Source organism: Actinomadura sp. NPDC048955, from assembly GCF_040649435.1.
Classification (GTDB): Bacteria; Actinomycetota; Actinomycetes; order Streptosporangiales; family Streptosporangiaceae; genus Spirillospora; species Spirillospora luteofluorescens.
Map to the genome: position 1 here is coordinate 33,976 of NZ_JBEZJI010000033.1, position 18,501 is coordinate 52,476.

The window sequence follows — 18,501 nt, forward strand, 5'->3', positions numbered from 1 at the left end:
GCGCTGTGCATCTATTGTCCGGACAGGCGTATCCGTGCCGCGATCGGCGATCGGCGCATCAGAAAGCACGTCCCGTGGCGCGGGCGGTCGCGGAAACGCCCTCCGGAACGAGTGACATCGATCTCATCACCGGCAATGGAATTTCATGTCAAAACGAGAGTCATGACCTCTTTTTTATGCTCTCTTCAGGATGAATTCACTCCGCGTCCGCGCCCCTTTCATGCTCCCGCGCGCCGGGTGCCGGCGGTGGGGCGGCCGGTGCGGTCGTCAGTGGAGGCGGTGGTGGAGGGGCGCCGCCAGCTCGATGGTGCTCAGCATCAGCGCGACGGTGTAGTCGATCAGGTGGTCGCGATCGACGTCCAGGTCTCCGCGGAACCAGGTGGTGAACAGCTCCCAGAGGCCGGCCGTGAGGGTCAGGCCGGTCAGTTCCACGTCCACGTCGGGCAGCAGGACCTGGTCGAGCGTCTCGTGGGTCTGGACGGTGAAGATCGCCGCCATGGTCCGGATGATCTCGATCCGCCGCCGCTGGAGCAGGGGGGAGGAGGGGAAGGCGTGGGTGAGGATGTGGGCGCGGCGCGGGTCCGTGGTCAGGAAGTCGAACACGGCGGTCACCACGGCGCGCGTGCGGGCCTGCGGGTGGCGCGGCGCCCGCCGGGCGGCGGAAAGGATCACGTCGGTGCCCTGGGCGACCTGCTCGTCGACGATCGCCAGGAGCAGGGCGTCGCGGTCCGGGAAGCTCTCGTAGAAGTAGCGATCGTTCAGCCCGGCCTCGGCGCACACCTTCCGGACGGTCGTGGCGGCCCACCCCTGGGTGCCCAGCAGTTCCAGCCCGGCCGCCAGCAGCGCGGCGCGGCGGCGGGCCCGGCGCTGGTCGGCGGGCACGCCGCGGTAGGGGCGCGCGCCGGGGGCCTGGGACGTCACCACCCGATTGTGCCGCATCCCTTGACTTCCCCCGCAAATCTGGAGACGGTACACACCAGATATTTCTGGTGTATTGGTTCACCAGAAATCTGGGTCGCGACGAGACGGGAGCGTGAGGCCCGGTGGCCACGGAGATCCCCCCGCAGCCGGAGCTGGCGGACATCGACCTGAGCGATCTGCGGTTCTGGGCCCGGCCGCTGGAGGAGCGGGCGCGGGCCTTCGCGCTGCTGCGCGCCCAGCCGGGTCCGGTGTTCTTCACCCTGCCCAAGCTCCCCTTCCTCGGGCAGAGCCCCGGGTCCTGGGCGCTGGTCCACCACGCCGACGTGACGGAGGCCAGCCGCCACCCGGAGGTGTTCAGCAGCGAGCCCAGCGCCACCAGCCCGGCCGACATGCCGCGCTGGATGGACGGCTACTTCAATTCGATGATCGACATGGACGATCCGCGGCACGCCAAGATCCGCCGGATCGTCTCCCGGGCGTTCAGCCCCAAGATGCTCGCCAAGGCCGAGGACGACATCGCGCGGCGGGCCGCCCGGATCGTGGACGAGCTGATCGAGGCCGGCGGCGGCGACTTCGTGTCCGGGGCGGCCGCGCGGCTGCCGGTCGAGGTCATCTGCGACATGCTGGGCATCCCCGCCCGGCACCACCGGCGGGTGGTCGAGCTCACCAACATCATCGTCGGCTACAGCGACCCCGAGTACGTGGGCGCCACCGTCGAGTACAGGGACGGCGTCCCGAAGCTGGGCCGGCTCGGCACGCTGCGCATGCTGGGCACGGTGGCGTCGGCGGGGTGGCGGCTGCACCGGCTGGCGGCCCGGCTCGGACGGGAGCGCCGGGCCGCTCCCACCGGCGACCTGACCTCGGCGCTGGTGAACGCCAACGTCGACGGCGAACGGCTGACCCCCCGCGAGTTCGCCACGTTCTTCCTGCTGCTGGTGGTGGCCGGGAACGAGACGACCCGCAACGCGATCGCGCACGGCCTCAAGCTGTTCACCGAGCACCCCGACCAGCGCGAGCTGCTGCTGGCCGACTTCGACGGGCGCATCGCCGGCGCCGTCGAGGAGATCGTGCGCTTCAGCAGCCCGGTCATCTTCATGCGGCGCAACCTCACCCGCGACCACGAGATGAACGGCCACACCTTCCGCAAGGGCGACCGGGTGACGCTGTTCTACTGGTCCGCCAACCGCGACGAGGCGGTCTTCGCCGACCCCGACCGCTTCGACATCACGCGCTCGCCGAACCCGCACGTCGGCTTCGGCGGCCCCGGCCCGCACTTCTGCCTGGGCGCCAACCTGGCGCGGCGGGAGATCACGGTGATGTTCCGCGAGCTGTTCACGCGCCTGCCCGACATCGCCGCCGGGGAGCCCGACCGGCTCATGTCCGGCTTCATCAACGGCTACAAGCGCCTGCCCTGCACCTTCACCCCTCCGCGGCCCGGGCGCTGAGAGGCCGGCCCGGGGTCAGTGCCGGTCGGGCGCCGGTGGACGGTCCACGTCCTCCACGTCCTCCACGTCCTCCTGCCCGTCGACCCGGTCGTCGGCCGCGCCGTCGGCGGGCCGGGGGACGGCGTGCTCCCCCCGTGCCGCGCCCGGCCGGGTGCGCGAGGGCCGGATGCCGCGCCAGCGGATGAAGGGTTCGACGCCACGGGCGATCAGCGGCCCGGCGATGGCCAGCATCAGTACGTAGGCGGCGGCCAGCGGCCCGAGCCGGGGGTTGACGCCGTCGGACACGGCCAGCCCGGCGATGACGATGTTGAACTCTCCGCGCGGGACCAGTGCCGCTCCGGCGCGCAGGCGGCCGCGGGCGGCCACGCCCGCGCGGCGGGCGGCCACCCAGCCCGAGGTGAGCTTGGTGGCGATCCCGGCCACGGCGAGCAGCGCGGCCACACCCAGCACGGGGGGCAGCTGGCCGGGGTCGGTGTGCAGGCCGAAGAACACGAAGAACACCGCGGCGAACAGGTCCCGCAGCGGAGCCAGCAGCTCCCGGGCGGTGTGGGCGAGCGGTCCCGACAGGGCGATGCCGACCAGGAACGCCCCGACCGCCGCCGACACCTGCAGCTGCTGGGCCAGCCCGGCGACCAGCAGGGTCAGCCCCAGCACCTTCAGCAGCAGCACCTCGTCGGTGGGGCTGGTCACGAACCGCTCCACCAGGCGGCCGTGCCGCAGCGCGACGTAGAGGATCACGGTGATGGTGGCGGCGGCGATGCCGAGCGTGGTCGCCCCGGCGACCAGCGACGCCCCGGCCAGGAGCGCGGTCAGGATCGGCAGGTAGGCGGCCATCGCCAGGTCCTCGAACACCAGGATGGACAGCACCGCCGGGGTCTCCCGGTTGCCCAGCCAGCCGAGGTCCCCCATGACCTTGGCGGTGATCCCGGACGAGGTGACGTAGGTGATGCCGCCGAGCGCCACCGCGGCCACCGGCCCCCAGTCCAGGATCAGCGCCACCGCCACCCCGGGAGCGGCGTTGAGCACCAGGTCGGCCAGTCCCGCCGGGGCCGAGGTGCGCAGCGTCCCGACCAGTTCCCCCGCGGTGTACTCCAGGCCGAGGGTGAACAGGAGCAGGATCACGCCGACCTCGGCGCCGAGCGAGACGAACTCCTCGCTGGCGCCGAGCGGCAGGATGCCCCCCGAGCCGAAGGCCAGCCCCGCCACCAGGTACAGCGGGATGGGGGAGATGGAGAAGCGGACCGCCACCGCGCCCAGCAGGCCCAGCGCCAGGACGATCGCCCCGAGTTCTATCAGTTGTGTCGCAGCGTGCATGGTCCTCTCACCCGCCGTGCAGGATGGTCGCGACGGCGGCGGTGCCCTCGTCGGTGCCGACCACCACCACGACGTCCTCGGCGCGGAACTCGAAGTCCGGGCGCGGGCTGGCGATGACCTCGCCGTCGCGGACCACCGCCACGATCGAGGCGCCGGCGCGGGTGCGGGCCCGGGTGTCGCCCAGCCGGCGGCCCGCGTACGGCGAGGCGGCCGTCAGCAGGATCTGCTCGGTCACCAGCCCCTCGACCTGCCGGTTCAGCTCGGCCAGCCGTTCCACCACCCGGCCGGTGCCGAGCAGCTCGGCCACGGCGTTGGCCTCCTCGGCCGCCAGCGCCACCGACACCACGCAGGTGTCGGGATCGTCCTTGTCGTAGATCACCAGATCCCGGCGGCCCGTGCGGTGCGACACCACGCCGATCTGCCGGCCCCGCCCCGTGGTGAACACGTGCCGCAGCCCGATGCCCGGCAGCGAAGTCCGCTCGACGTCCATGACCCTCTCCCGCCTTCTCCATGATCTCCGTGGCCGCCCGAAGCATGCACGGCACGCGCGTACCGCCCTCTGGCCGTCCTTGATCGCCGCCCATGAGGTTTTGGACATGTTTTCAGACCCAACCGGACATGACCCTAGGCGAAACTCGCCGGTGAGGGCGCAGCCCAGGGTGCTCTCAGACCCCATCGCGGTCCCCGCTCGGGGTCTCGGGGCGGTCCGCCGCGACCAGACGGCGGGGATCGGCCGGCTCCGGGGCCGGTGCGGCGGGCGGTCGCACGTCCTCGTGCCCGTGCGTCGTCCGGTGCCGGCGCAGGGGAGGATTCGCGAGACCGACGGCGACGACCGCGGCCGCCGCCACCAGTCCGCCCGCCACGAGGGCCAGCGGCGCGGAGGTGAGGGACGCGAGGAGGCCCCCGCGGAAGTTGCCGATTTCGGGGCCGGCCACGCCGATGACGTGCTCGACCGAGGACACCCGTCCCCGGAAGTGGTCGGGGGTCTCCACCTGGATCAGGGCGCCGCGGGTGATCACGGCCATGGTGTCGGCCGCGCCGGCCGCCGCCAGGCAGGACAGCGCGAGCCACAGGGGCTCCGCCAGGCCGAAACCGGCGAGGGCCAGGCCCCAGACCGTGGCGGCGGCGAGTTGGGCCAGGCCGCCGCGGCGCAGGCGGGTGACCGTCCCCGAGAACAGGCCGGCGCCGAGCCCGCCGACCGCGACCGCGGACAGGAACAGCCCCAGCGTCCGGGGATCGCCGCCGAACCGGAGTTCGTTGACCATGGGGAAGAGCGCGATGGGCATGGCCAGGACGGTGGCGGCGAGGTCGACGCCGAACGAACCCCACAGGATCGGATGCCGGAAGGCGATGAGCCACCCTCCCGGCGGCGGCCCGCGACGCCCCCGCCCCGCCGGGTGCCGCTCGCCGCGCCCCGGGGCGGGCATCGCGGGCAGCCGGATCACGGCGATCATCGAGGCGACGGTGGTCAGGGCCTGGATCGCGTACGCGGCGGGGTAGTGCCACCGGGCGAGCACGAGCCCGGCGACGGCGGGGCCGACCAGCATGGACGCCTGGAACGCGACGTTCTGCAGGGCGAGCCCGGCGGCGACCTGGTCCGCGGGCAGCAGCCGGGTGGGGAAGGTGCGCCGGGCCGGTGCCCCGAGCGCCGAGCAGCCGGCCCCGGCGGCGACCAGGGCCAGCAGGAGCGTCACCGACCGGTTCCCTGCGGCGGCCTGGACCATGAGGCCGAGGGCCGCCAGGGCCTGGCCGCCGGTGGCGGCGCGGACGAGGCTCCTGCGGTCGACGGCGTCGGCCAGCGATCCGCCGACCAGCCCGAGGACGAGTAGCGGGACGCCCGTGGCCAGGCCGATGGCCCCGGTCCACAGCGGGCTGCGGGTCAGTTCCCAGACCTGCTGCAGGATGGCGACGACGGCGATCTGCTGCCCGATCGAGGCGAGCACCGACCCGGCCCACAGGGCGCGGAACGGCCTGCTCCCGCGCAGCGGGCGGACGTCGACGAGCCGCTCGCGCAAGGCCACGGTTACGGCCCGGCCGGGGGCGCGTCGAGGTGGGAGAGGATCCGGTCCTTCATCGGCCGCCGGGCCAGCGCGCGCTCCAGTTCGGTGACGACGGCGCTGAGCGGGTGCGGCACCTCGTCGTCGAGTTCGGCGACCGCCGCCTCGGTCGCGCGCCACTCGGCCTCGAGGAACGGGACGAGGGCGCGGCCGCGGTCGGTCAGGGTGACGCGCCGGGTGCGGGCGTCCGTGCCGGGCTCGGTGGTGACCAGCCCCTCATGGCGCATCGCCGCGATCGTCTGGCTCATCGCGGAGTGGGAGCGGTCCAGCGAGGCGGCCAGTTCGCGGATCGTCAGCGGGCCGGTATGCGCGAGCCGGATCAGGGGGTAGGCGAAGCGGGGGCGGACCCCTCGGACGCCCCGGTCGGTGTACAGGGATTCGATCTGGGCGTCCAGGCCCGCCAGCAGGGTGTGCAGCGCATGCCACCGTCCCGGCGTCGCGGTCGGATCCATAGATGTCACAGCGCTAATATAACAGCGCTCATGTATACCCCGCCCGCCCGGCGGCGCTCAGCGGGGCGCAGATGGGTAATAGAGCCGGCAAGGAATCCGAGACCCCGGGGGCCGTCCGCGATGAGCTCACAATCCGAGATCGACACGACCGTGCCGCATTCGGCTCGCATCTGGAACTTCCTGCTGGGCGGAACCGACAACTACCCCGTCGACCGCCAGGCCGGAGAGGGGATCTTCGCCGTCTTTCCCGGCATGGTCGCCATGGCCCGGCAGTCCCGGCGGATGCTGCGGCGGGTGGTGCGGCACCTGGCGGGCGAGGCGGGCGTGCGCCAGTTCCTGGACATCGGGACCGGGCTGCCCACCATGGACAACACCCACGAGATCGCCCAGCGGCTGGCGCCGGCCTCCCGCATCGTCTACGTCGACAACGACCCGCTGGTGCTGACGCACGCCCGGAAGCTGCTGACCAGCACGCCCGAAGGCGCCACCGACTACATCGAGGCCGACGTCCGCGACCCCGGCGCCATCCTCACCGAAGCCGCCCGCACCCTCGACTACGACGAGCCCGTCGCGCTCATGCTCATGGGCATCCTGGGGCTGGTGGGCGACTACGACCAGGCCCGTTCGATCGTCGACCGGCTCATGGCGGCCCTGCCGTCCGGCAGCTACCTGGCCGTCTATGACGGCACCGATGCCGACCCCGCCTACACCGAGGCCATCCGGACCTACAACTCCGCCAGCGGCGCCGTCCCCTACATCCCCCGCACGCAGGAGCAGATCGCCGGTTACTTCGAGGGCCTGGAACTGCTGGAGCCGGGTGTCGTGCCGGTGACGCGATGGCGGCCCGACCCCGGCCAGGAGGACGTCCCCGAGGTGTCCTGCTCGGGAGGGCTGGCCCGCAAGCCCTGACCCGGCTGGGATGAGGCGACTCCGCCCGCTCCGAAATGGCCGTCGCGTACTCGGTGGTACCCCGTTCGCTGCTTTCGTGGTGAAAGCTCGGCCATCTCATGGGATGCCATGCATTCCGGTAAAGAATGACTTCATGTATTGCCGCGATACCGGCAATCCGGGGGTCTCGACGTGATCGTGTGTTCAGATGAACGCGGAAGGAAGATCGCTTCGGACCTCCGTGGGGAGAAACGGCATGAGGCATCGGGGAGCTTGCATCACGGCGGCGGTCGGTGTCGTCGCGGCCGTCGCGTCATTCGGGCACGCGTCGGCGGCGGACCGGCGTCCGGGATCGGTGCTGGTCCAGGAATCGTTCACCAGAGCCACCGCGGACGCGCGGTTCGTCGGGTACGGGGCGGCCTGCCTGACGGGCGCGGCGCGGGGGAGCGCCGCGGCGGAGGCCACGAACCACCCGCTCGGGGGCTGCCGCCGGGACCCGGTCGGCCCCGTGCCGCCGGGCAACGCCGCGTCGCGCGGATACCTCCAGCTCACCGACGCCCACTTCGAAGAGACCGGCGCCGCGCTGTTCGACTCGCCGATCCCCACGCGGGGCGGCCTGGAGGTCACCTTCGAACAATGGCAGTACGGCAACACCACGCGCGCCCCGGCCGACGGGATCTCGTTCTTCCTGACCGACGGCGCCAGGAGCCTCAATACGCCGGGCGCATTCGGCGGAAGCCTCGGCTACGCCCAGAAACTGCCGGGCGGCCGGGCCGGCGGGCAATTCATTCCCGGAGTCGACGGCGGGTACCTCGGCATCGGGCTCGATGTGCTCGGCGACTACTTCGGCGACGGGGAAGGGCGCGGGAACGGCTGCGAGCGGCGTTCCCCGGCCGGGACGGCGTTCCGCCCGCCCGCCCCCGGCCCCAACGTCGTGACCGCGCGCGGGCCCGGGAACGGCGTCACCGGATACTGCCTGCTCGGCGCGACCACCAAGAACAAGACGACCCGGGGCCCCTGGCGGTCGTCCCTTCCCGGGCGGCTCCACGGCGACCTGAAGACGATGCCCGCCGGTGTCACGCCGAGCCGGGCCGAAAGGCTCCTGGAACCGGTGAAGCGGGTCGTCCGCGTGGCGGTGTCGCCTGGACCGAACCCGGTGGCGACGGTCGACATCGACTTCCGGGACGGTGCCGGCTTCAAGCGGGTGCTGAGGTTCGCCGCTCCCGCGCCCGTCCCGAACACCGTCAAGTTCGGCTTCGCCGCGTCCACGGGCCCGCTCACCGACGTGCAGCTCATCCGCCGCGTCACCGTCCGATCCCAGCGCGGCTGACCCGAACGGCGGACCGCGGCTCGACGGACTCACTCGGAGCCCGTCGAGCCGCCGCCCGTGGGTCGTCCTTCTCCCGTACTAGGTGAACGCTGCGACTCCCTCGTACTGGCCTTGAGGTGCTCGGCCGGTCGTCTCGTATTCGAGGAGCAGCACGCCCGCCGGGGTGGCCTCGTGGCGGACGAGGCGCAGCCCGTTCGGGGCGCCCTGCGCGTGCAGAAGGCGCCGGCCGCTCCGCACCACGACGGGCGCGACCACGAGGCGGAGCGCGTCGATCAGGCCCGCCGACAGCAGCGAGTCCCCCAGGCGGGAACTGCCGTGGATCTGGAGTTCCCGCCCGGGTCGCGCCTTGAGGCCGGCGACCGTCTGGACCGGATCGCCCGCGAGCACGGTGGCGGGGTGCCAGGTCACCTCGGTGAGGGTGTCGGACACCACGTACTTCGGCAGCGCGTTCATCCGTCCGGTGAAGGGGTCGGCCGGATCGGTGATCTTCGGCCAGTCGCGCGCGAATGCCTCGTAGGTGCGCCGGCCGAGGAGCAGGCCGTCGGCGAGGTCGAGCCACTCGGAGGCGCGCCGGACGAACGTCGCGTCCAGGTGGGGCACGAGCCAGCCGCCGCGGGTGAAACCGTCCGTGGTGTCCTCGTCCGGCGAGCCGGGGCCCTGGCTGACTCCGTCGAGCGTGACGAACTCGGTGAGGGTGATCTTCATCGTGCGGTGATCCTCTCCGCGAAGGCGGCCAGTTGGCCGGCGACCGTCGTCCAGCCGTCGGCGAAGCCGAGTTCGCTGTGGCGGGCGCGGGCCTCGGGGTCGCGGTGCTGGACGACCAGCCGGTAGGCCGTGCCGTCCGGATGGTCGTCCATCGTGATCGTGGCGGTCATCGCGACCGGTGCGGGGTGCGCGGGACGCCACGTGCTGTCGATCGCGTTGGTGAACACGATCCGGTGGGGCTCCTCGACGGCGAGAAAGCACGCGTCCATGTGCGGGCCGAAGTCGGCGCCGTCATCGCTCAGCCGCGTGACGAACGCTCCGCCGGGCCGCGTGTCCAGACGGTCCACCCGGCAGCGGGACGGGGCAGGGACCCACCACTGTTCGAGCTGGGATGGATCGGTCCAGGCGCGCCACACGGTCGCGCGCGGAGCGCGGATGATCCGCTCCAGGCCGAGGTCGAGATCGGGGTTCATCGGCCTTCTTCTTTCGGGTCGGTGACGAACTGTTCGAGGCGGTCGGTGCGCCCCTCCCAGATCCGGCGTTGCTCGGCGAGCCAGTCGTCGACGAGATCGAGCCTTTCGCGGTTGAGCACGCAGGTGCGCACCCGACCGGACTTGAGGGTGCGGATGAGCCCGTTCGACTCCAGAGTCCGCACGTGCTTCATGAACGAGGGGAGGGTCATGGGGAACTCGCGGGCGAGGTCGCCGACGCTCGCCGGCCCGAGCCCGAGGCGCCGGACGACGGCGCGCCGGGTCGGGTCGGCGAGGGCGACGAACACGCCGTCCAGCTCCGGCGAATACTGTGCCATAAAGCTAAGTATTGCCCGAGCGTCATGGTTAGCGCAACGGCTAAGTATGCGGCGGTCTCTTCCCGGGGCCGGCTTCCGGCCGGTCGGTGAGGAGTTGCCAGGCGTGCAGGGCCATGAGGTAGTCGAGGGCGCTGGCGGGGGCGTAGAGCTCGGGGCCGAAGAGAGGTTCGAGCAGGCGAAGGCGGTTGCGGACCGTCTGGGGATGGGTGTGCAGGCGGGCGGCGGTGGTGCAGGCGTTGAAGCCGCATTCGAAGTAGGCGAGCAGCGTCTTCGCCAGCCGGTCCTGCTGGGCCGGGCGCAGCCGGCGTAACGGCGCCAGCTTGCGGTCGACGAGGCGTCGGGCCAGATCGTGGTTCTGGACGAGCAGGAGCGCGGGGATGTGCTCGCCCACGTGCACGGGAGTGCCGGCGGCGAGCACGGCGGGCGGGAGCAGGTCGAGACCGCGCCGGGCCAGACGCAGGGAGAGGGCGGCGCGGGTGACGGCGACCGCGGGGCCGACGACGGCCGGATGGTCGCCCAGCATCGCCTCCAGGGCGGCGCGGCGACCGGGTCCCTCAGGGTCGGGGAACACCAGGCAGGGCACCTTCAGGTGGAGCCCGTTCAGGACGTCCTCCGGCAGGAAGCGCGGCGCTGCAGCGTCCCGGCGGCGACCGTCGACGGCGATGACGGCGACGGTCCGCGGAAGGGGCCGGTTCGCACGGGCGGCGGCCTCGCGCAGGGTCCGGATCTCGCAGTGCGGACTCAGGATCAGGTCGATCAGGCGTCGTTGCTCTGGCCCGCCCTGGGCGGCGCCGCGCGCCGTGGCCGACAGATGGCCGGCCGCCGCGGCCCGCCGGAGCCGGTCGGTGTAGGCCAGGCCCTTCTGTACGGCCGTCCCGCCGTGCCGCGGAGTGAGCGCCAGCCCGCGCCGCAGGGCCTGCCGGGTGAGGTGCTCGGCGGCGACGCCGGTCGCGACGGTGAGGGCCGCCTGCAGGTCGTCGGGGGCGCGGCCCTCGGCGGCCTCGGCTTCGCCCAGGTCCCGGAAGGCCTCCAGGACCGCCGGCCGGGGCTCGCCGGACCAGTCCGCGGAGGGATCGAGGAAACCGCTGAGCGCGAGGGCGATCGCCCCGCGCAGAAGATCGCGGTCGGCCGTCCGGCGGGCCCACCCGTAGCCCGGAATCCGGGAGCGCGCGGCGTCCGCGGCGGAGGCGGCGATGTGCGGGACGCTCTCGCGCAGGCACCTGACCGCGTGCTCGTCCAGGGGCCGTCCGGGTAAGGGCGGCGACTCGGGCGCGGTCATCGGCCACGCCACCTCCCCAGGCCGCCCGCGGCTCCGGCCGGTCGGCGCGCTCGGCCGGGCCGCGGGCGGCGGCTCATAGCGGGACTTCGCGGATCACGGCCTGGCCGGGTCGTAGAGGTCGAAGAAGTTGGCCTCGCCGCGGTCGAAGCGGCGGTCGTCGTCGTCGAAGAAGCCCTTGAACTCGTTCGGCTGGTAGAGCTTGAACAGCTTGGCCGGGGTGCCGGAGGCGCCGGAGGCGTCCAGGATGGCGTTGGCGGCCTTCCGGCCGGCCTCGTTGGCGCCCTCCATCGTCGCCAGGTTGATGTCGGCGCGGACGTAGTCGGAGGCCAGGAACAGGTTGGGCAGGGCGGTGGCGGCCTCCGGCCGGTAGTTCCAGGAGCTGGGCCTGTTGATGAGCAGCGGTTCGTCGTTGGCGGCCTGCGAGGTCCCGTTTCCGGTGATGGCCGGGTCGATGAAGTAGGAGTGGATGTTGGCGTCGTTGAGGATGATCCCGTTCCAGGGGAGAGCCTTGCGGATCTGCGCGACGACCTCCTTGAAGATCTGGTCGGGGGTGCAGTCCCTGGCCGCCTTCCCGTAGAGGATGCCGGGCTTGTCCCAGGCCGAGAGGTCGATCGACAGGCACTCGTTGACCTCGCCGTTGCCGTAGGTCGTGCCGAACCTCTTCTTCCAGAACTGGGCCTGGCTGATGGAGGTCAGCGCCCACGGCTGCCCGGCGTAGGCGACGTGCCCCTTGGCCAGGTCGATCGGCTGCCGCAGGTAGATCATGATCCCGTTCATCCAGTCGGTCGTCAGCTCGCGCAGCGACCGCAGGCTCGGGTCGACGGCCAGGATCTGGTCGTTGAGCAGCGGCACGGCGCGCTCGACCGGGACCGCCAGCACGTAAAAGTCGGCGTCGACGGTGCCGCTTCCGGAGGCACCGGTGATCTCCGCGCCGCTGATCTTCTTGTCCTGGACGTCGAGCCGCGTGAGCGTGGCGTCGGACTGGAAGGTCACGCCGAGCGACTTGAGGTAGGCCACCCACGGGTCGATGAGCGCCTCGTTGGTCGGGGCGTTCAGCAGCCGGTCGGGAGCCTTGTAGCCGCCCAGGCCGAGGGTGCTGTAGACCCACGCCTCGGCCATCAGGCCCATGGTGTGGGCGTTGGCCTTGTCGGGCTTGGCCGCCACGAGGGTGCCGGTGAACATCTCCACCAGCAGTTCGTTGTAGGGCTTGGACATCTTCTCGGCGTGCACGAACTGGGAGAAGCTCATGTTCTCCCACTGCTGGTAGCGGCGCTTGGGCCCGCTGGTGACGAACGCGATCATCTTCTGGAGGAAGTAGCCGACCTCCACCGCCGGGACGGCGCCGACCACGTTGAGCGCGGTCTGCAGGAAGGCCAGCAGCGAGTCCGGGCTCAGCGTGCCGATGATGCTGCCCTTCGCCGGAAGGGTGAACTTGGTGCCCTTGTAGAAGGCGGCGACCTGGTCGCCCGCGACCAGGTTCTCGAAGGCCTTGCCGCCGCCGGGCAGCGGGATCCGGGACATGGTGTCGGGGAGGTTCTGGTAGAAGCCGGGGAAGAACCGGAACCCGTGCTCGGCGGGCAGGTCCTGGCGGCCTCCGCCCGCGGTGTTCGGGACGGGCATGCTGCGGCACTTGCCGCCCCAGGCCTTGCGCTCGTAGACGGTCACCTGGAAGCCGCGCTCGGCCAGCTCGTGGGCGGCCGACAGGCCGCCCATCCCGCCGCCGAAGATCGCTACCCGGCGTCCGGCGGCCGCGCGGCCGGTGCGGGGGGCCCGGCGCGCGGTGGGCGCGGCCGCCGCGGCCTGCCCGGCGCCGAGGGCGCCGGAGGCGGCGAGCGCCCCGGCCGCCGCGATCGCCCCGGTGACGAACCGGCGGCGGTCCAGCCCGCCGCCGGCGCCCGCCCGCCCGCTCGGTTCCGGCTCGCTCTGGGGCGACGGGTTCTGCGATGGAGTCTTGTCCTCCACAGCGCACTCCTTGGGGGGTGGTGTGCTAACCGACACTCATGTCGGTTGCGGATGGCCCCTCACTATGAGCACGCCGCCGCGGGCCGTCAAGCCCCCCGGCGCGATCTCCGCTGGCGGGCGCGGTGAGTCACCGCGGCCGGCCGAGACCGTTCCACAGCAGCCTCGCGACCCCCTCGACCAGCAGGGATCTGGGCATGTCGGGGTTGCGCTCCCACCACTGCGCCACGCCGTCCAGACCGGTGATGATGAGCTCGACCATCGCCTCGGCGATCGGTTCGCGGGGGTCGACGCCCATCGCGCGCATATCGTCGGCGAGCAGGGAGGTCACCGCCTGGGCCCGGGACTCCCGGATGCCCTGGCGGACGATCCGGATCTCCGGATCGTCCTCGTTCGCGTGGTCGAACAGCAGTCTGCGCGCGGCGGACCTCGTTTCGGTGAAACTGAAATAGGCGTCGATCGTTGACCGCATCCGATCCTCGGCCGCTCCCACCGCGGTGATGCGAGCACCGACGTGGCTCATCAGCGCCGTGTTCTGCTCCTGCATGACGGCCAGCAGCAGGCCGCGCTTCGAGGGGAAGTGGTCGTACAGGACCGTCCGGGCCACGCCGGCCCGGGCGGCGATCTCGCCCAGCGACGTCCCGTGGTAGCCCTTGCCCGCGAAGAGCTCCAGCGCCGCGCCGGTGATGACCGCCCGCCGCGCCGGCCCCCGCATCCGCGTCCTGGGCGGATTCTTGCCCATGGTCTTGACTCCCGTCCTCCGGTGCGGCCACCCTAACCGACACGAGTGTCGGAAAAGCGCGACCGCGGCCGGCGCCCGGTCGGCCCGGCGGGGCGGGAGGCCCACGCGTGCGGCGCCGCACGATCTCGATCGCCGTCGTCGGCAGCGGGTTCAGCGGAATAGGCCTGGCCATCGCCCTGAAAAGGGCCGGCTTCGAGGACATCACCATCTTCGACGGGGCCGACGGGCCGGGCGGCGTCTGGCGCGACAACACCTACCCCGGCGCCGCCTGCGACGCGCCCTCCCACCTGTACTCCTACTCCTTCGAACCCAAACCCGACTGGTCACGCCGGTTCGCGGAGCAGCACGAGATCCTCGCCTACCTGCGGCACTGCGCCGACAAGTACGGCCTGACGCCGCACTTCCGGTTCCGGACGACGGTCACCGACGCGCACTTCCACGCCGCGACAGGACGCTGGCGCCTGCACACCGGCGATGGCGGTGTTCACGAGTACGACCTGTTCGTCGCCGCTTGCGGGCAACTGTCCAACCCGGCCGTGCCCCGCCTGCCCGGGCTGGACCGCTTCGCCGGTACCGCGTTCCACTCCGCCCGCTGGAACCACGACCACGCCCTGGAGGGCAGGCGCGTCGCCGTCGTCGGGAACGGCGCCAGCGCCGTCCAGTTCGTCCCGCTGATCGCCCCCGCCGCCGCGCACCTGACGATCTTCCAGCGGGAGGCGCACTGGATCAGCCGGAAACCCGACCGCCTCTACCCGCGCCGGCGGCACGCCCTCAACCGCCGCCTGCCCGCGGTGCAGAGGCTGTCGAGGCTGGGGATCTTCCTGTGGTTCGAGCTGGTCCTCAACCCCGCGCTGGTCTCCCCGCGCGGCCGCCGCGTCCTGTCGGCGCCCGTCCGCCTGCTGTGCCGGTACGCGCTCCGGTCCGTCCGCGACCCGCGGCTGCGGCGGCGCCTGACACCCCGCTACGAGCCGGGGTGCAAGCGCATCCTCACCTCGAGCGAGTACTACCCGGCGCTGAACCGCCCCGACGTCGCCGTGGTGGGCAGCCCCATCGTCGAGATCACCGGCCACGGCGCCCGGACCGCCGACGGCGGCCGCCACGCCTTCGACACCCTCATCTGGGCCACCGGGTTCCGCTCCCAGGACTTCGTCGCGCCCATGCGCGTCTTCGGCGCGCACGGACAGGAGCTCAACGCCGCCTGGAAGGACGGCGCCCGCGCCTACCTCGGCCTGGCCGTCACCGGATTCCCCAACTTCTTCCTCATGTACGGGCCGAACACCAACGTCGGCTCCGGCTCCATCGTCCACATGCTCGAAAGCCAGGCCGCCTACATCGTCCAGGCCGCCCGCCTCCTCGCGGGAGGCGCGACCTCGATGGACGTCCGCGCCGACGTCCTCGACCGCTTCGACGCCGCCGCCCAGGAGCGCCTGTCCACCTCCGTCTGGAACGAGGGGGGCTGCGACAGCTGGTACCTCGACGCCGACCGCCGCAACACCAACAACTGGCCCGGCTCCATGACCGGCTACCGCCGCCGCACCCGCCGTCTCGACCCCACCGACTACCACCTCGAACACTGATGGGGGCCGCTCGCCCCGATGGACGCGGAGTACGGGATCCCTATGCACCCTCACGACTACTACTACCGGGACGGCATGGCGCTGCGGCCGGCGCCCGAGACCGCGCAGGCCTCACCGCTCTGGCTGACCGAGCCCCATATCGAGCAGTTCTCACCCTGGATCCCGGTGCGGGCCGATCCCGTGGGGACACCGCTGACCCGGCTGTTCGACGACCACCGCTGGCAGGGCGACGAGCCGATGGACGCCGTCGTCCTCGCCTTCACGAAGATCGGGATGTCGCGTGGCCGCAGGATGCTCGACCAAGCCCTCGACAACGGCATCGACACGGTCGAGGACGCGCCGCCCGCGCTCGTCGACCTCTTCCGCCACCTGGACCGTCCTCCGGAATGGTTCGACGCCGGCACCTGGGAGCGGGGACGGCGCCTGTGGATCAACGCGTCCCTCGCCGGAAAGACCACCATGATGCTCAGCGACGCCATGGGGACCTTCGTCGGCGCCGAGGTGTCGGCGGCGACCGGGCAGACGCGCAGGTTCCTCGCGGACTTCCGCCGCCGCGAACTGGAGACCGTCACCTGGTTCCACGACGTCACCCGGCCCGGGGGCGCCGACCGGCATTCCGAGGTCTTCAAGAGCATCGTCCGGGTCAGGCTGATGCACGCCCAGGCGCGGCTCGCGCTGCGCCGGATCTGGGGGGACGAGCATTTCGCCCGGCACGGCAACCCCATCTCCAACGCCATGACCATGGGCGCCGCGGTCACCTTCGGCCTGCTCCCGCTCCTGTTCGACCACGCCCACGGCCGGCGGGTCACGCCAGGCGACCTCGACAGCGTCATGCTCTACTGGGCCTACATCGCCCATCTGATGGGCGTCGCCGACGAGCTCATCCCCCGCGGCGCCGTCGACGGCCTCCAGATGGCCCACCACATGATCCTCACGGCGGGCGGCCCGACGGGATGGACCGACATCACGGTCAGGGCGGCCTGCGACCACATCCTCAGCCGCAACCTGGTGCTGCGCCGCCTCCAGATCCACGCATCGGCCCCCTTGCTCGGCCTGGTCTCGGCCCTCACCGGCGAACCGCTCGTCCGGGCCCTGCTCCGCGCCTCACCCTTCGCGAATCTGCGCCTCCAGCCCTGGGAATGGATCGCCGGACGCCTCGTCCACCTCAACGTGGCCGTGCGCCGGATCGGTGACCGCCTGCCCGGCGCCCGGCGCAGGAGGGACGCGAGGACCCGCCACGGTGACGCGTGGCAGCGGCGGGGTGTCGCCCTGGCGTCCAAGCTCGCCGCCAGGTCCGGGGTCGCCGGGACTCCTTACGACCACCACGACACGAGCGTGGGCTGAGCGCTCACCCGCCGAGTCCGGTCCACAGCAGCCGCATCGCGCCGTCGACCAGCATGGACCTGGGCATGTCGGGGTTGCGCTCCCACCATTGCGCCACCCCGTCCAGCCCCGAGATGATCAGCTCGACCATGGCCTCGGCGATCGGTTCGCCGGGCTCCACCCCCACCGTGCGGACGTCGTCGGCCAGCAGCGCCGTCACCGCGCGGGTCCGCGATTCGCGGATGCCCTGCCGGACGATCTGGACCTCCGGATCGTCCTCCCCGGTGCGGTCGAACAGCAGGCGCCGGGCGTCGGGGCGGCTCTGGGCGAAGCTGAAGTAGGCCTCGATCGTGGACCGCATCCGGTCCTCGGCGGTGCCGGAGGCCCTGATCCGGCCCCCTACGTACTCGATCAGTGACGCGTTCTCCTCCTGCATGACCGCCAGAAGCAGCACGCGCTTGGACGGGAAGTGGTCGTACAGGACCGTCCTCGCCACCCCGGCGGCCGCCGCGATCTCACCGAGGGACGTGCCGTGGTACCCCTTGGCCGCGAAGACCTTCACGGCCGCGGCCGTGATCAGGGCCCGGCGGGCCGGCGCGCGCAACCGCGGCTTGGGACCGGCATCGGCCATCGTTGCAGTTCCTCCGTCGGATGGTGGACGACCATTATCGTCCCCGCCCGGCGGCGAGCAGGACTCCGGCGCCGCCGAGCCCGAGGCCGGCGATCACCAGCGGGCCCAGCGCCTGACCGGTGACCAGCCAGGCCAGCACCGCCGTCACCGACGGGGTCAGGAAGAACACCGTGCTCACCCTGGTCGCCGACGAGCGCGACAGCATCCAGTTGAGCAGCAGGAACGCCGCGATGGAGTTGACGAGCACCATCCACGCGACCGACCCTCCGAACGCCGTCCAGTCCGACACGCGCGGGCTCTCCAGGGCCAGGCTGAGCGGGCCCACGGCCGCCGCGCTCACGAGGACCTGCGTGGCGGTCCCGGTCCGGATGTCCATGTCCGGGACGAAACGCTTCTGGTAGAGGGTGCCGAGGCTGAGCCCGCCCAGGCCCGCCAGGCACAGCGGGACGCCCCAGGCAGACAGGCTCACCCGGTCGGCGACCGCGAGCACCACGCCCGCAGCGCCGAGGGCGAAGCCCAGGGCCTGCCGCCGGGTGACGGTCTCGCCCAGCAGCCGCGCCGCCAACGCGATCACCACCGGGTTGAGGCCCTGGACGAGCGAGATCACGGCCGCCGGGTAGTGCAGGGCGAGGGCCGTGTAGAAGCAGCCGAACTGCACCGCCTGGATGAGCAGTCCCGTGACGGCGACGTGCGCCAGCGCCCGCCCACGCGGCCACCGGGCCCGCGTGACGAGGGCGTACGCGGCGAGCAGCGCCCCCGCGACGGAGAACCGCGCGAACATCAGCAGCAGCGGCGGGGCCGCCCTGACGCCGGGGACGCCCGCCACGAAAGCGCTGCTCCACAGGACGGTGAACAGGGCGGGCGCCAGCGCCGCTCCTGCCCTCGTCCTCCGGTGGCCGTCCCTCCTCTGGGCGGTGTCGGCGGGCTTATGAGTGCTGGTCGGCGGGGGAGGAGCGGGGGTCCCCGGCTTCATCGAGGGTCCTTCCGTTACGGGGCGGGCACACGCGACCGGCCCGCCCGGCCGCGGGGGCGGCACGGGTGGGCGGGCCGGCGCGTCGGCCGGGGGAGAG

18 protein-coding genes are annotated in these 18,501 nt (G+C 72.4%); 5 read left to right on the forward strand and 13 right to left on the reverse strand.

The window, feature by feature from the left end:
- Positions 1-267: 267 nt before the first annotated feature.
- The gene (locus AB0C84_RS27660) at positions 268-921 is read right to left on the reverse strand and encodes a TetR/AcrR family transcriptional regulator (RefSeq protein WP_338742718.1); all 654 of its coding nucleotides are present in this window, start codon (positions 919-921) and stop codon (positions 268-270) included.
- Positions 922-1,043: 122 nt separating this feature from the next.
- Between AB0C84_RS27660 and AB0C84_RS27665 the strand changes: the two genes are divergently transcribed.
- A complete protein-coding gene (locus AB0C84_RS27665; RefSeq protein ID WP_361072000.1) occupies positions 1,044-2,366 on the forward strand; it encodes a cytochrome P450 in 1,323 nt (440 codons plus the stop codon).
- Positions 2,367-2,381: 15 nt separating this feature from the next.
- On the opposite strand, the gene AB0C84_RS27670 is transcribed toward AB0C84_RS27665, so the two are convergent.
- The 4 genes from AB0C84_RS27670 to AB0C84_RS27685 form a co-directional block, all read right to left on the reverse strand.
- Positions 2,382-3,680: a cation:proton antiporter gene (locus AB0C84_RS27670; protein ID WP_361072003.1), complete on the reverse strand. Its 1,299-nt coding sequence runs from the start codon at positions 3,678-3,680 to the stop codon at positions 2,382-2,384.
- A 7-nt stretch (positions 3,681-3,687) separates the two neighbouring features.
- Positions 3,688-4,170 carry a cation:proton antiporter regulatory subunit gene (locus AB0C84_RS27675; RefSeq protein ID WP_179842483.1) on the reverse strand — a complete coding sequence of 161 codons (483 nt, stop codon included), beginning with the start codon at positions 4,168-4,170 and terminating at the stop codon, positions 3,688-3,690.
- 175 nt (positions 4,171-4,345) lie between these two features.
- The gene (locus tag AB0C84_RS27680; RefSeq protein ID WP_361072006.1) at positions 4,346-5,701 is read right to left on the reverse strand and encodes an MFS transporter; all 1,356 of its coding nucleotides are present in this window, start codon (positions 5,699-5,701) and stop codon (positions 4,346-4,348) included.
- Positions 5,702-5,703: 2 nt separating this feature from the next.
- Positions 5,704-6,189 carry a MarR family transcriptional regulator gene (locus AB0C84_RS27685; RefSeq protein WP_361072139.1) on the reverse strand — a complete coding sequence of 162 codons (486 nt, stop codon included), beginning with the start codon at positions 6,187-6,189 and terminating at the stop codon, positions 5,704-5,706.
- A 120-nt stretch (positions 6,190-6,309) separates the two neighbouring features.
- Here AB0C84_RS27685 and AB0C84_RS27690 point away from each other — a divergent pair, with 120 nt between their 5' ends.
- Positions 6,310-7,098, forward strand: coding sequence for an SAM-dependent methyltransferase (locus tag AB0C84_RS27690; protein WP_258941685.1), 789 nt, complete (start codon positions 6,310-6,312; stop codon positions 7,096-7,098).
- A gap of 235 nt (positions 7,099-7,333) precedes the next feature.
- Positions 7,334-8,407 (forward strand): hypothetical protein, encoded by a 1,074-nt coding sequence (locus tag AB0C84_RS27695; protein ID WP_361072009.1) that lies wholly within the window; start codon positions 7,334-7,336, stop codon positions 8,405-8,407.
- A gap of 78 nt (positions 8,408-8,485) precedes the next feature.
- Here the strand turns inward: AB0C84_RS27695 and AB0C84_RS27700 are convergent, their stop codons facing one another.
- The 6 genes from AB0C84_RS27700 to AB0C84_RS27725 form a co-directional block, all read right to left on the reverse strand.
- On the reverse strand, positions 8,486-9,112 hold the full coding sequence (locus tag AB0C84_RS27700) for a dihydrofolate reductase family protein (protein ID WP_361072012.1): 627 nt from the start codon (positions 9,110-9,112) through the stop codon (positions 8,486-8,488).
- Complete coding sequence (locus AB0C84_RS27705) at positions 9,109-9,585, reverse strand: SRPBCC domain-containing protein (protein ID WP_361072015.1); 477 nt, start codon at positions 9,583-9,585, stop codon at positions 9,109-9,111. The genes AB0C84_RS27700 and AB0C84_RS27705 overlap by 4 nt, the downstream gene beginning before the upstream one ends.
- On the reverse strand, positions 9,582-9,920 hold the full coding sequence (locus tag AB0C84_RS27710; protein ID WP_361072018.1) for a metalloregulator ArsR/SmtB family transcription factor: 339 nt from the start codon (positions 9,918-9,920) through the stop codon (positions 9,582-9,584). The genes AB0C84_RS27705 and AB0C84_RS27710 overlap by 4 nt, the downstream gene beginning before the upstream one ends.
- Positions 9,921-9,960: 40 nt before the next feature.
- Positions 9,961-11,199 carry a helix-turn-helix domain-containing protein gene (locus AB0C84_RS27715; RefSeq protein ID WP_361072021.1) on the reverse strand — a complete coding sequence of 413 codons (1,239 nt, stop codon included), beginning with the start codon at positions 11,197-11,199 and terminating at the stop codon, positions 9,961-9,963.
- Positions 11,200-11,292: 93 nt separating this feature from the next.
- A complete protein-coding gene (locus tag AB0C84_RS27720; protein WP_361072024.1) occupies positions 11,293-13,161 on the reverse strand; it encodes an FAD-dependent oxidoreductase in 1,869 nt (622 codons plus the stop codon).
- Positions 13,162-13,288: 127 nt separating this feature from the next.
- Positions 13,289-13,900 (reverse strand): TetR/AcrR family transcriptional regulator, encoded by a 612-nt coding sequence (locus AB0C84_RS27725; RefSeq protein ID WP_361072027.1) that lies wholly within the window; start codon positions 13,898-13,900, stop codon positions 13,289-13,291.
- A 107-nt stretch (positions 13,901-14,007) separates the two neighbouring features.
- Between AB0C84_RS27725 and AB0C84_RS27730 the strand changes: the two genes are divergently transcribed.
- The gene (locus tag AB0C84_RS27730; protein WP_361072030.1) at positions 14,008-15,477 is read left to right on the forward strand and encodes an NAD(P)/FAD-dependent oxidoreductase; all 1,470 of its coding nucleotides are present in this window, start codon (positions 14,008-14,010) and stop codon (positions 15,475-15,477) included.
- Positions 15,478-15,519: 42 nt separating this feature from the next.
- A complete protein-coding gene (locus AB0C84_RS27735; protein WP_361072033.1) occupies positions 15,520-16,821 on the forward strand; it encodes an oxygenase MpaB family protein in 1,302 nt (433 codons plus the stop codon).
- Positions 16,822-16,825: 4 nt separating this feature from the next.
- Here the strand turns inward: AB0C84_RS27735 and AB0C84_RS27740 are convergent, their stop codons facing one another.
- Together AB0C84_RS27740 and AB0C84_RS27745 are read right to left on the reverse strand one after the other, a co-directional pair.
- Positions 16,826-17,431 carry a TetR/AcrR family transcriptional regulator gene (locus AB0C84_RS27740; RefSeq protein WP_361072036.1) on the reverse strand — a complete coding sequence of 202 codons (606 nt, stop codon included), beginning with the start codon at positions 17,429-17,431 and terminating at the stop codon, positions 16,826-16,828.
- A gap of 34 nt (positions 17,432-17,465) precedes the next feature.
- Positions 17,466-18,404: a DMT family transporter gene (locus tag AB0C84_RS27745; RefSeq protein WP_361072039.1), complete on the reverse strand. Its 939-nt coding sequence runs from the start codon at positions 18,402-18,404 to the stop codon at positions 17,466-17,468.
- Positions 18,405-18,501: the final 97 nt, after the last annotated feature.